We start from the raw sequence: 12,612 nt of genomic DNA on the forward strand, positions 1-12,612 counted from the left end.
TAAAGAACCTTTAAATTGACTGTAATAATTCATAATTTGCATAAAAATTATATTGGACAGCACCGAAAACAGGAATGAAAACAGCAGAATAAAAGCTCCGCTTGCTAACATGCAGCCCGCGTTGTTTGTAGTTCTTTCTTTGATGGTTGTATTCATCTCATATCAGATTTTCGGAGGACTCTTGAGTTTGTTCATATACGGTGATGACCTTAAAACACTCGATACAGATGTTAATACAGCGAGAATAATAATATCCTTCTCGCAGTTCATGTTCATCCTGGTTCCTGTGCTTTTGCTAAATATGCTGCAGGGAACCAGACCAAAAGAAACATTCCGGCTGAATAAACCAAAGCAGTCGGTGTTCTGGCTTGGAATTGCAGGTATGGTAGTTGTTCAGCCTGCCATACAGTCTTTTATGTATCTGCAGAACTTATTGCTTAAATCACTGCCGTTTGGTGGAGAGGCAATAAAACAGATAAAAGAATTGATGGATGCACTTGAGGCAGTTACTCTTAATCTTGTGAATGCACACAGTATAGGTGAATTTGTGCTTGTTGCTTTTGTGATAGCAGTAACTCCTGCAATATGTGAAGAGTTTTTCTTCAGAGGTCTTGTTTTTCATAACTTTGAACGTACTATGATAAGCAGTAAAGCAGTATTCCTGACAGGTTTTATATTTGCTGTATTTCATTTTCATCCTTTTAACCTGATTCCTTTAATTCTGCTCGGTTATTATCTGACGTATGTAGTCTATTATTCAAGCAGTATTTTAACCGGGATAGCTGTTCATTTTGTGAATAATTTTCTTTCGGCTTATCTTGTATTCCGTTACGGTAAAGAGGGATTCGAGAATCCTGAAGGTACAATATATGATAATATGCCTCTGATTGTTACAGGAATAATTTCATTTGTTTTGTTTATAATAATTCTGTTCTTTATAAAGAACAAGGGTACCGAAAATAAAGATAAAATTGTGATTGATGTCTAATACAACAACAAGAGTATTAATTGGTGTAATAGGAATTCCGCTGATTCTGTTTTTAGTCTATGCGGGCGGTTATGCTTTCTTTGCATTGGTATTGTTGATTCAGTCCTTATGTTTTTATGAACTCATTATAATGTTCAGACAAAAGGATTTAATGACCGATATTTATACTACGGTTTTATTGTCAATAATTACATTAACATTTCACGTATATTATCCTGAATACTTTAATTCAATTTTTATTACTGCTTTACTTTTCACCTTTCTTCTAATAGCATTAAGCAGTAAGGAAAACAAAGTTAAAACAGCAGGGCTGGTTTTATTCGGACTCGTATACATCACGATACCTTTTACTTTGCTTTTTGAGCTTGGAAAAAACTATCTTTTAGTTTACCTGCTGTTATTCCTTATCTGGGCTAATGACAGTTTTGCTTTTTTCGGAGGCAAGTATTTTGGCAGACACAAGTTTTCCAAAATTAGTCCGAATAAAACCGTTGAAGGTCTGATATGCGGGTTTATATTTACAGTTGTAACATCGATTGTTTTCCATTTCATAATAAAAGAAATCACGTTGACGGACAGTCTCGTAATAGGAGGTCTTGTGAGTGTAATGGCTCCTACGGGAGATTTGTTCGAGTCATTCCTGAAGAGATACACAGGAGTAAAAGATTCATCGCATTTAATCCCGGGACACGGAGGGATACTGGACAGGTTCGACAGTTTAATATTCTGCACTCCTTTTATATATATTTATTTTAAACACATAAAATATTTAATAAATTAACTTGAATGAGAAAATTAATTTTATAATTTTAACTTAAACTGATTTCAATATTGAAAAGAAGCAAAGAAAAGAAGAAAGAAAAGAATAATCTAATGGAACCGTATGACGACGACGTCATGAACGACCCTGAGGATAATGAAAAGTATTCAACAGACGATGAAGATCTTTTAGAGGAAGAAAGGAAACTCTTAAGTAAGAAACCCAGAGCAAAGTTAGTAAGCGTTTATGAACTAATCGGAAAACCGGGGAAGTACAGCAAAGACGGAACTATTGATAAGAAGAAATATCTCGAATTACTATCCTTAATAGAAAAGCATAACGTTCTCGTTCATTTCAACAGTGAATACTCAATTAAGGAAAAATACGAGTTTATAACGAATGAAGTATTTGCACAGTTCGTGGAAAACGACAAAGGAAAGACAAGCAAGGTTTTTGTTTACGAAGATTACCATCCGGATAAATACTCAGATATTGAAGACGAGGAGGAGTATACCTGATTGGCACTCCTTAGCAGTAATCCGGGAAATCTCGGCTCACATATTATTGACTTTAACCTAAGAGGAACTGACGGCAAATATTACAGCGCAGGCAGTTTTCAAAGCTCAAAGGTTCTTGTCCTGATTTTCATGTGCAATCATTGCCCTTACGTAAAAGCTGTTATCGACAGGTTTGTAAACCTGCAGACAAAGTACGTTGATGATGGAGTTCAGTTTATCGGTATTAATCCAAACGATACCGAATTTTATCCGGAGGACTCATTTGAGAATATGATAAATTTTGCCAAAGAAAGAAAAATTAATTTTCCTTATCTTGCAGATGAGACACAGCAGACGGCAAGGGATTTCGATGCAGTTTGTACCCCAGATATTTACCTGTATGACTTGAACAGAATACTAAAGTACAGAGGCAGACTTGATGATAACTGGAAAGAAGAAGAGAAGGTAACAAGTCATGACCTTGACGATGCAATAAAGTCGATTTTACTCGGAAATGAAATCAGAAAAGAACAGGTTCCTTCGATGGGCTGTTCAATAAAATGGAAGAAATAAAATATAACTATATGCCAAAACTCGTAATAGTCAGACACGGACAATCACAATGGAATCTTGAAAACAGGTTCACAGGATGGATAGACATAGACCTTTCTCCGAAGGGAATTGAGGAAGCACACTATGCAGGTAAGTTACTAAAGGGTTACAAGTTCGACAAAGCGTTTACCTCTGCGCTAGTCAGAGCCCAGAAAACTCTGGATATAATTCTTGAAGAAATTGGTCAGCAGAATATTCCTGTCGAAAAAGACCAGGCGTTGAACGAAAGAATGTACGGAGATCTTCAGGGTTTGAATAAAGACGAAACAAGAAAGCAGTACGGGGACGAACAGGTGAAGCTATGGAGGCGCAGTTACGATATACAGCCTCCGAACGGCGAGAGTCTGAAAGATACTGCTGCGAGAGTTCTGCCTTACTGGAATGCAAAAATTGTTCCCGAGCTGAAAGAAGGTAAGAACATTCTAATATCAGCTCACGGAAACAGTCTGAGGGCGTTGATAATGCATCTTGAAGATCTTTCGAAGGAAAGGATTCTTGAGACAGAGATACCGACCGGAAATCCAAAGATATACGAGCTGGACGAAAATCTTAATGTATTAGAAACCAGATACCTCTAATTTGAATAAAAAGTCCGGTATAAAGAACATAATATTTGACCTCGGGAATACACTCGTGTATTTCGACCTTGGGTATTTTTACAGCGGAATTGCTGAGAGAGAGAAGAGACTAAATGCAGCAAAGTTTAAGAAATTTATCATAAAGAACAGGCTCGATATTAAACTTATAACCGGACGACTCAGTCACAAGGATTTTTTCAAAAAACTTAAAAAGAAGTTTGACCTTAAGATAGGTTATAATGATTTTATTTACTTTTATTCTGATATATTCTGGGTAAATGAAAACATGAAAAGATTTCTTGAGAAGATATCAAGAGTTAAGAAGTACAAACTCTACCTGCTTTCAAACACTGATTCGCCGCACATTAATTTTATAAATAACAATTTCCCGTTTATAAAGATTATCAAGAATCGTGTACTTTCGTACAAAGTAAACATGGCTAAGCCTGATAAAAAAATATTTCAGTACACACTCGATAAATTCAAACTGCTACCCGAAGAAACGGTGCTGATTGACGACATTAAAGAGAATTTACTATCGGCTCAGAAACTTGGTATCAATACAATTCATTACAGCAGTCACAGGAAATTCACGAGTGAAATTTCCAGACTGATAAAGTCTGTAAAATAAAAAGTTATTTAGACGAACAGGGACTGCATGGCAATCTCTGTTCGTTTAAATAAAGCTATCAGAAGTTGGAAGTAAAAAGTTTTGGAAATATAAATGATACTTCTGCTTTAATTGCCCACTTCGGTCCGTATTGCGGTTTTTTAACATAGTAATAATAACCCGCCTGAATATTTACAGGAATATCACCAAACGTAAATAACCTGCCGATGTCAAATCCAAGAGGAATCGTCCATTTATCGTCTTCCGGTGCTTTCCAGTCTGCAGTTATCGTTGGTTCTGTGCTGATATACCAAAGGTCGGGTAGATTTTTAATGATATACAACTGCAAAAGGAAAGCATTTATTTCCGGATAATTCTCATCACCCGCAAAAGACCAGGAATTCTGAGCATACATACCCAGCGTCCACCCTTTTGGTTGCGTAAGAAAACATATTCCCGGTCCCGCCGTCCATTTCTTTGAACGGACAGGGTCAATAGTTGCGGTAGGGAATGTTAAGATAGGTCCGAGTCCCCATATATATTTCCCGGGATCAGAGGGAGTGAAAAACATATCAATAGTTATGTCACCCAGCCCTGTCACGGACTTATTCACATCCACAGGTGCAGTAATAACCGGGAAAATAGTTCTGGTAATCACATTAACGTGTTTTCATAATTTAAACGGCAAAACCATCTGAATGTTCAGTTCATTCAAAGTCCGGTCATTATTATAACCGAGGTTAAAATAAGTGTTATTTTGAATAGGAAGGAAATTCAGATAAGCTAATGGATTTTGAATTATTTTCTGGAGTTGCTCGTCGGTATATTGCTGTGCTGAAGGTGTTGAATAGTAAAACAGTATACCCGAGAGTAAGATTAAGAAAATCCTTAATTTTGTTTTCATAGCGATAAAGTATTTAATTAAACAGTGTAATGTCTAACGAATAAATCCAAGAGAAAACACAAACTTTTTCTTTCGTGTTTTCCTTGCTGAAATATATTATACTTTTATACTAATATCAGAGTATATATTTAACAAAAGCAAAAATGAATTTCATCAAATATTAAATTATATTGATGCATATAACAATACACTTTTTAGTGCATATTCCGGCGAGAAAATTGAGGGATAGCGTATTAAGATTAATCATTAGGATTGATAAGGATAGAATAAAAATACTGTCAGACCGGCAATGCTGCCTGACAGTAAACAGATTAAAATCTTTTTATCATGAAATCTTTTGCATGTCCGTTGCTGAAACTTTCGTGAGATTCTATCATCGCGTAGGCGTTATGATTATGAATGCTTTCGAAGTTTTCTGCTTCAACGTGATACCATAGTATCTTATCGTTTTGCTTTAGTTTAGTAACAACGTTTCGTACAACGTCTTCAACGAAGACAGGATTTTCATAAGCTTTTTCTGTAACGTATTTTTCATCTTCTCTTTTAAGGAGAGTGAAAAGTTCACAGCTTGCACTTTGTTCAACAATGCTTATAACGTCTTCAAACCATACAATATCATTGAACCTTACAGCAACCGTTACTTCACCGCGCTGGTTATGTGCACCGTATTTAGAGATATTTTTCGAGCAAGGACAAAGGGTTTTAACCGGAACGACAACAGTCATAATTACGTCTTTCTTGTTCTTGTTCACTACAGCATGAAACTTAATCCTGTAATCGATTAATGATGGTTTCCTGCTGACAGGAGCAAGTTTCTCCTTGAAGTAAGGAAAGTCAAGTTCGATATGAGCAGAATTTGCATGAAGCTTGTTTTGCATTTCCTTAAGAATCTCAAAAATAGAGTCAATGTGAATTTCTTTCTTGTTCATCAGGACTTCAACGAACCTGCTCATGTGAGTACCTTTAAACTCTTTTGGAAGATCGACTGTCATTGCAAAAGTAGCCACAGTATACTGAACACCGCCATCCTTGTCTTTAACAGTTATTGGGTATTTGAGATTTTTAATGCCGACTTTATCGATTGGTATATCACGGATATCCGTCTGATTCTGTGTATCAGGAAGTGTGCATTTTAGTTCTTCTGTAATTGTGCTGTTCTTATGCATATTAATGTTTTTATTCTAATTTGTTTCGGTAACGCATCTGAAAGGAGTAGTGTCACAATCGATTGAGATGCTGAAAAGATTACCATTTCCATTTAAAACAAAATTCCAAATATAAAGTTTATCTGAATCAGGAATGTGTGCTTTCATGATTTCGGATTGAGGTACAAACACAAAACTGCCTTCCGAGAAATCAGCCGGAAGCTTATCAACGGATTTATTGTACATGAGCAAGAACATCATGATGTTTCCGATATTTGGATAGTTCTTTTCGGTAACTATACCAAGAAGACTCCAGTCATTCGTTTTCGAAACTATGCCGCACTCTTCGTAAGCTTCCCTAACAGCGCACAAGAAAGGGGATTCCGCAATATCGGTTTTGAGTTTGCCTCCCGGAGGTGATAGAAATCCCATGTTAGGATTATTGGTACGTTTAAGAAGAAGAAAATCTCCTTCGGAGTTTTTAATATAGAGCAGAGTAGCGAGCTTCAAAGGGCAAGCAGAGTAAGAAATAACAGGGAAGTGTTATTTAGCTTCCCTGTGTAAAACGTGTTTTTTCGCGAATCTGTCGTATTTCTTAAGTTCGAGTCTTTCTTTAGTATTATTTCTGTTCTTGTATGAAACGTAAACACTTTTTCCTTTGTGTTCACCCTCAACGCTAACGAGTTTAATCTTGATTCTCGCACCTTCTTTTTTCTTTGCCATGTTAGAATATATTTAATTTTAATAAGTACCGGAGGAGGGACTTGAACCCCCGACCTGCGGATTATGATTCCGACGCTCTAACCAGCTGAGCTACTCCGGCAGCATGTTTCTAAAAAATCAGGACATTATCCGGAAGCTGCCTGAATTTAATAGAACAATGAAAATAATAATTTCTGCACGATAATTCAATGTATATAATGGGAAATTTGAAGTTGAATTTTAAAGGGATTTAAATGCAGAATTCAAGACTTCAAAATGTGCCAAAATAGTCAAAATTGTATGTTTTTAAACTCTTAAACTTTTTTTCTGAAAAAGTTTAAAAATGAGCAGTTTTTGGGTTTGGCTTGACACTAATTTAAGTCCAATTAGAGCGCAAGGTAAGGCCAATGTTAAAAAAGAAATAAGGGCAAAAGATAAAGTACTGTATTTACAGAGATTGTAAAAAAATTGTCTAAATCACTTAAGTATACTGATTTTTTTATTTGAAATTAGTTAAGGGTTTTAATGTTTTTATTTTATAAGTAACCGTATCCTTGTTTAATTGTATTGGATTTTAACTTATGCTAAGAGAAGGTTGTGAAGAATGTGAAATTCAGGAACTTGTACTCTTATATTGAAAAAAGAATTATAAATGACTAAATTATCATAATGAAAATGAGCAGCAAATTAGCAATTCTTTTCTCATTTATGATTCTTTTAACAATACCGGCAGAATCATATTCACAGGATAGCTGGTGGAAAGAAAAGAAATTTAAAACTGAGAATGCGAAGAAGAAATATGAGCTTTGCAAGAAAACGTTTAAGGAAATATCGAACGGATTCTCGTACGGCAGTGTAAGCCTGATAAGCAAATATTTTAACGGTGAAGTATTTCTTGATATTATGAGCAACGAAAAAGGATATTACAGCACCGGTCAGGCGGAATACATAGTTTCGGATTTCATAGACTATTTCAAAGTTACGAGCGTAAAGCTGATAAACTCATATTACAAGAATTCTTATGCTTTTGTAATGGGAAAGTATTCTTACAACATAGGTTCGGGAAAACGTGAATTAAAATTATCTGTATCTCTGAAGTACCAGAATTATTCGTGGTACATTGACCAGATAAACCTGAATTAAAAACTTAAACACTCCGCACTTGTACTTAACTTACTTATTCCCCCGCAAGTATAAAGTGATGTCAGTTCTGCTGATAGTACTGCTGATATGGATATTCGCAGTAAAGATAACCTCCAACTTTATCATATCAAGAGCAACCGAGACCGAAGGGCAGATAATAAAAGAAAAGAACGAAGAAAGAGAAAAACAGCTTGATTTAAGTTTTAATAAACTTGCAGGCAGGCTTAACGAAGCGTCTTTAAAAATATCCGGAAATCTTGATGTAAGAAGGGACATCGAGAGAAGCGATATGAAGAGACTCTATGAAAATGTGCTGAATATAAGCTCGGGCGACAATTACGACATTGAATTGTTTGATAAAAGAATAGAGCAGGTCTTTTACAAAGGAAAGCAGCTATACCCCGAAATAATACTTATACAAAAAGCATTGAACGGAAAATCCACGATGATAATAAAAGAAATCGGGTTTTTTACGTACCTCATTAAGTACACACCAATATTCAGGCTGGATAATGAAACGTATGTACAGGGTGTACTTGTTTTCGGAATACTTATAGACAGCAGGTACAGTCCTTCGCAGTATGAATTCAACGGAAAGCTGTTCACTGAAGAAATCGCAAAAGATTTTAGCGAGCCCGTTAATATAATACCGGCAGGACCGGCGGAAATTTTTTCCAATAAGGACACTCTTTCATCCCTGTACGGAAAGCTGGTGCTCCGCAGTGATGAAGGGAATACGATCGGGTATCTCAGCTTTCCAAGATACAATTTTTCGGAGCACAGGAATAACATCGAAGAGTTATCAGGAACTATGCTTTCGGTACTTGGATTTCTATTTACAATACTTTTAATACCCATACTGCTGAAGTTTGTAAATCTTTTTAAATCAATCTGGATAAGACTTTTGTTATTCCTGATGACACTGCTTGTAGTGAGGTTCTTCTGGATATTGAGCGGGTTTCCTTCTGCATTCATGGACCATGAACTTTTCAATCCGCAGTTTTTCGCATCAAAGCTCGGCGGCGGAATCTTCCAGTCGCTAGGTGATGTACTTATCACAATATTTTTCGTGGTAGTATATTCCTCATTTTTAATCAAGAATGTATTTGTACATATATCGGAAAGCAGACAGGAAAAAAACGGATTAAGGTTTTTTCATGCAGGATTATTCATTCTTGCTATCGTTATATATTTCGGTTTGTTCAACGTGTACGGTAGCGTTATTCAGAGCCTTATATTTGATTCTAACATAAAGCTTCTTGATAAGTCTAACATAATACCCGACACTCCGCTTTTTGTAACACAACTTTCTATACTGCTTATAACTTTTGCGTATATACTCATAAATGTATCGCTTGTAATAACTCTCATTAACAGTTCGAGAAGCATTTTACATCAGAAGTTTTACAGGAAGTCGTTTATACTCATTCTTTTGGTTTTATTCCTTGCAGTCAATGAATTCTTCAATGCTGTTCAAATAGATTTTTTCATAATAGATGTTTACAGGATTATAATCACACTTCTTGTTTTTTCAATTTCCACTTATTTTTTCAGGCAGATAAGTTCAAAGAGAAACATACCGCTTTTTACAGTGAAGAATTTGTCTTTAATTCTACTCGGTTGTATCATAATAACGCCCGTGCTGATACTGGAGTTTACGAAATCGCAGGAGACGTTCTACGCTGAGAAGATAGGTGCCGGGCTGACGGAGAATCAGAACGATAAGATTATATTCCTTCTTTCCGACGAGCTAAGTAAGCTTCAGGAAGATAAATACATAGACGAGTATATAACCGATGAATACAAAGCCGTAAAACTTCCATACTTTATCTGGAGCAAGGGAAAATTCAACTTTGAAAAGTACAAATCGGATATAATACTGACAGACACGTCTAAAAGAATTATTAGCGATTTTAACAACAGCAACAATCTGATTAACAGTGACAGTGTGATCGCATTCTTAAAGACGAATTATTTTTCGCGGAATATAGTCGATGAAATAGACGAATCGGATACGTTACAGGAAGAATCAGATTTTGATGCTGACAAGGATTTTGACATTACGGAAACACCCGAGCCGATTTTCTTCGACAATATTATAATAATTGAAAACACTAACGAAAAGTACTTTGCAGGAATTCTTCCGATTGAAAACGAAGAATTGCGGAATACACAGTATGCACAGCTGAAAGGATACGTTATTGCTATTCTGAATTCTGAAACGATAAATCTTTTTACTGAGAATCAGTTTACGGGTAACTCAAACATTAACAGCGGCAACATATCGGACAGATTAATCTCAAAACCTGTAATAACGGAAATACTGAACGATGAAATAATTAACTCAACCGATGCAGAGGTATCTAAAAGCGTACTGAAATTTACAGGACTCTTCAAAGAGAGTGTAAAAGCAACAGAGAAAAATAGTACCTGGCGTTACGACCCTCTCGTAAACGAAAGGTACCGTTCATACTACATAAAGATAAACAGTCCCGTTAATTCATCCGACGAAAGAATTTTTGTGATAAGCATTAAGCGCGATGATTTCAGTCTCCTTATGTTTTACTTCCTTAAGTTTGTACTGTTTGCATTAACAATCTTTGTTGTTTTTAACATAATTTATTCATCAAGATATCTTCTAAACATACGTTCTCTTCAAATAGATTTCAGGTCGAAGCTCTTCCTGACATTTATATTCGTATCAGTGATACCTATTGTCATACTAGCAATTTACACGAGGACGTACATTAGCAGCAAGAATGATACGAGTTACAGGAACCAGCTGCTCTCTGACCTCGGGCTTCTGAACGAGACGCTTAAAGATGAGAAAGTTTTATTTAACAGGTACAAGCCGACAGATACGATAAAGTTTGCCGGCAGAGAAATACTCACAAAGAGCTACGGCAACGTTGATAAAAACTTTAACATATTCGTTAAGTCAAAGTTGATTGCGACGACGAATGAAGAGCTTTACAAATCAGATTTTCTGGATACACGCGTTCCGGAAGAGGGTTACTTCAACATACTGATACTCAAGCGCGACCTTTTTCTTGAAAGCAAGGAAATACAGGGACAGAATTACTTAGTAGGATATAAACCGCTGAAGGACAGGAATAATAACGTTAACGGAATAATATCATCATTATCGGTTTACAGGCAGAAAGAGATTCAGGAAGAGCTGACTGAGACGCTGACGTTTATATTCGGTTCATACTTTATTGTTATTATAATTTTATTTGTCATAGTAGGATTTATTACAGCAAAACTTTCAAAGCCGATATCCGTACTTCAGGAGGCAACGGAAAAAATTGCAAAAGGTGAGGAAGATGTGGTAATCGATATTGACCGAAGCGATGAATTCGGAAGTTTGGTGGATTCGTTCAACAAAATGACGCATGACCTGAAGAAGTCAAGAGAGGCGCTGAAGAAGGCTGAGCGTGAAGCCGCATGGAGAGACATTGCGCGAAGGGTTGCACATGAAATAAAGAATCCGCTTACACCTATGAAGCTTTCAATACAGCATCTTTACACACTGTATCAGGAAAGAGAGTTTGAGGAATTTGAATATGCACTGAAAAAAACAAAAGAGCTGATTACACAGGAGGTTGAAAAGCTTGCGAATATTGCAACGGCATTTTCCGATTATGCAAAACTTCCGAGAAGGAATTATGAGCTGCTTAACATTAACGAAGTGCTGGAAGATGTTATATCGCTTTACTCATTGAACAAGGAATTGATTATAGAGAAAGAGTTAAGCGAAGACCTAAGTCTTGTGAAAGCCGACAGACAGGAAATGAACAGAGTGTTCCAGAATCTTTTCAGGAATTCAGTACAGGCGCTCGAGGAAAAAAACAACAGCGATGGACGATGCATGATTTGCATTAAGTCATACAATAAACTTCACAAAGTAGTGGTTGAAATCCGGGATAACGGCAGCGGAATGGACGACGAGATGCTAAAAAAACTTTTTGAACCTAACTTTTCAACGAAGACCACAGGCATGGGTCTCGGGCTTTCGATAATAAAGAAAGCGCTTGACGATATGAAAGCAGGAATAAAGTTTACAAGCAAAAAAGGGGAAGGAACGACCGTGGTTCTGGAGTTTGAGGTACCGCAGTAATTTTACAATGAATAAAAATAATAGAACGCAGATTGCAGCTGATAGAACCGATAAACTCGGATAAAGATTTTTATATAAGAGATTAGCACACCTGCCTAAAGGTAAACCTTCTGCAGATTAACCGTTAGGCAGGCTGAAAAAACCGAGTTATTTATGATTTATACTGATAGAAATAACGTATTTTTTATTTCACTCATTCCCAAGCTTTATCAAGGGAAAAGAATAAATATTAGATGTTATTTAATGATATACCCATGTAGGTTTTGCTATTGGGATATCCGATAAAACATCTAAGATTATTTAATCAGCATCATCTTCTTCGTCATAATAAAATCAGCACCAGTAGACTTTGCAATAATCCTGTAGAAATAAACACCGCTTGAAAGTTCTGCTGAATTGAACTGAACAGTGTAATATCCCGCTGTCCTTTGTTCGTTCATAATCGTCTTCACTTCCCTTCCTGATATGTCATACAGTTTTATGTTTACCCTGCTGTCAAGAGGCAGGTCGAAGTCTATCTTTGTCGTCGGATTGAACGGATTCGGGTAGTTCT

14 protein-coding genes and 1 tRNA gene are annotated in these 12,612 nt (G+C 36.3%); 8 read left to right on the forward strand and 7 right to left on the reverse strand.

Annotation, left to right across the window (positions count from 1 at the left end; genetic code table 11):
• The first annotated feature begins 52 nt into the window (after positions 1-52).
• The 6 genes from WC644_07815 to WC644_07840 are packed head-to-tail and all read left to right on the forward strand — an operon-like array spanning position 53 to position 4,066.
• Positions 53-988 (forward strand): CPBP family intramembrane glutamic endopeptidase, encoded by a 936-nt coding sequence (locus WC644_07815; protein ID MFA5011851.1) that lies wholly within the window; start codon positions 53-55, stop codon positions 986-988.
• Positions 981-1,769, forward strand: a complete 789-nt coding sequence (locus WC644_07820) for a phosphatidate cytidylyltransferase (protein ID MFA5011852.1) — start codon at positions 981-983, stop codon at positions 1,767-1,769. The genes WC644_07815 and WC644_07820 overlap by 8 nt, the downstream gene beginning before the upstream one ends.
• Before the next feature lie 50 nt (positions 1,770-1,819).
• The gene (locus WC644_07825) at positions 1,820-2,266 is read left to right on the forward strand and encodes a hypothetical protein (protein ID MFA5011853.1); all 447 of its coding nucleotides are present in this window, start codon (positions 1,820-1,822) and stop codon (positions 2,264-2,266) included.
• Positions 2,267-2,818, forward strand: coding sequence for a thioredoxin family protein (locus WC644_07830; protein MFA5011854.1), 552 nt, complete (start codon positions 2,267-2,269; stop codon positions 2,816-2,818).
• Positions 2,819-2,829: 11 nt separating this feature from the next.
• A complete protein-coding gene (locus WC644_07835) occupies positions 2,830-3,435 on the forward strand; it encodes a 2,3-bisphosphoglycerate-dependent phosphoglycerate mutase (protein MFA5011855.1) in 606 nt (201 codons plus the stop codon).
• A gap of 1 nt (position 3,436) precedes the next feature.
• Positions 3,437-4,066 carry an HAD-IA family hydrolase gene (locus WC644_07840; protein MFA5011856.1) on the forward strand — a complete coding sequence of 210 codons (630 nt, stop codon included), beginning with the start codon at positions 3,437-3,439 and terminating at the stop codon, positions 4,064-4,066.
• 58 nt (positions 4,067-4,124) lie between these two features.
• Here WC644_07840 and WC644_07845 read toward each other — a convergent pair whose 3' ends face one another.
• From WC644_07845 to WC644_07870, 6 genes are all read right to left on the reverse strand, one after another.
• Complete coding sequence (locus WC644_07845) at positions 4,125-4,703, reverse strand: neuromedin U (GenBank protein ID MFA5011857.1); 579 nt, start codon at positions 4,701-4,703, stop codon at positions 4,125-4,127.
• Positions 4,704-4,715: 12 nt separating this feature from the next.
• Positions 4,716-4,949 carry a hypothetical protein gene (locus tag WC644_07850; protein MFA5011858.1) on the reverse strand — a complete coding sequence of 78 codons (234 nt, stop codon included), beginning with the start codon at positions 4,947-4,949 and terminating at the stop codon, positions 4,716-4,718.
• 311 nt (positions 4,950-5,260) lie between these two features.
• On the reverse strand, positions 5,261-6,115 hold the full coding sequence (gene folE2, locus WC644_07855) for a GTP cyclohydrolase FolE2 (protein ID MFA5011859.1): 855 nt from the start codon (positions 6,113-6,115) through the stop codon (positions 5,261-5,263).
• Between the two features lie 15 nt (positions 6,116-6,130).
• Positions 6,131-6,604, reverse strand: a complete 474-nt coding sequence (locus WC644_07860; protein ID MFA5011860.1) for an NUDIX domain-containing protein — start codon at positions 6,602-6,604, stop codon at positions 6,131-6,133.
• Between the two features lie 33 nt (positions 6,605-6,637).
• On the reverse strand, positions 6,638-6,817 hold the full coding sequence (gene rpmG, locus WC644_07865) for a 50S ribosomal protein L33 (GenBank protein ID MFA5011861.1): 180 nt from the start codon (positions 6,815-6,817) through the stop codon (positions 6,638-6,640).
• A 26-nt stretch (positions 6,818-6,843) separates the two neighbouring features.
• Positions 6,844-6,917: transfer RNA gene (locus WC644_07870), tRNA-Met, on the reverse strand.
• A 554-nt stretch (positions 6,918-7,471) separates the two neighbouring features.
• Here WC644_07870 and WC644_07875 point away from each other — a divergent pair.
• Entirely contained in the window at positions 7,472-7,939 is a 468-nt protein-coding gene (locus WC644_07875; GenBank protein MFA5011862.1) for a DUF4783 domain-containing protein, read from the forward strand.
• Positions 7,940-7,997: 58 nt separating this feature from the next.
• On the forward strand, positions 7,998-12,059 hold the full coding sequence (locus WC644_07880; GenBank protein MFA5011863.1) for an ATP-binding protein: 4,062 nt from the start codon (positions 7,998-8,000) through the stop codon (positions 12,057-12,059).
• A gap of 296 nt (positions 12,060-12,355) precedes the next feature.
• Here the strand turns inward: WC644_07880 and WC644_07885 are convergent.
• The coding region (locus WC644_07885; GenBank protein ID MFA5011864.1) for a T9SS type A sorting domain-containing protein at positions 12,356-12,612 on the reverse strand (257 nt) is incomplete at its 5' end.

The sequence above is a fragment of the Ignavibacteria bacterium genome, from assembly GCA_041649015.1.
GTDB lineage: Bacteria > Bacteroidota > Ignavibacteria > Tepidaquicellales > Tepidaquicellaceae > CAIKZJ01.

Excerpts from the sequence above, each read along its gene's own strand:
- WC644_07820 (MFA5011852.1), top strand. The coding sequence starts at position 981 with ATGTCTAATACAACAACAAGAGTATTAATTGGTGTAATAGGAATTCCG.
- WC644_07835 (MFA5011855.1), top strand. The coding sequence starts at position 2,830 with ATGCCAAAACTCGTAATAGTCAGACACGGACAATCACAATGGAATCTT.
- WC644_07850 (MFA5011858.1), bottom strand. The coding sequence starts at position 4,949 with ATGAAAACAAAATTAAGGATTTTCTTAATCTTACTCTCGGGTATACTG.
- folE2 (MFA5011859.1), bottom strand. The coding sequence starts at position 6,115 with ATGCATAAGAACAGCACAATTACAGAAGAACTAAAATGCACACTTCCT.
- rpmG (MFA5011861.1), bottom strand. The coding sequence starts at position 6,817 with ATGGCAAAGAAAAAAGAAGGTGCGAGAATCAAGATTAAACTCGTTAGC.
- WC644_07875 (MFA5011862.1), top strand. The coding sequence starts at position 7,472 with ATGAGCAGCAAATTAGCAATTCTTTTCTCATTTATGATTCTTTTAACA.
- WC644_07880 (MFA5011863.1), top strand. The coding sequence starts at position 7,998 with ATGTCAGTTCTGCTGATAGTACTGCTGATATGGATATTCGCAGTAAAG.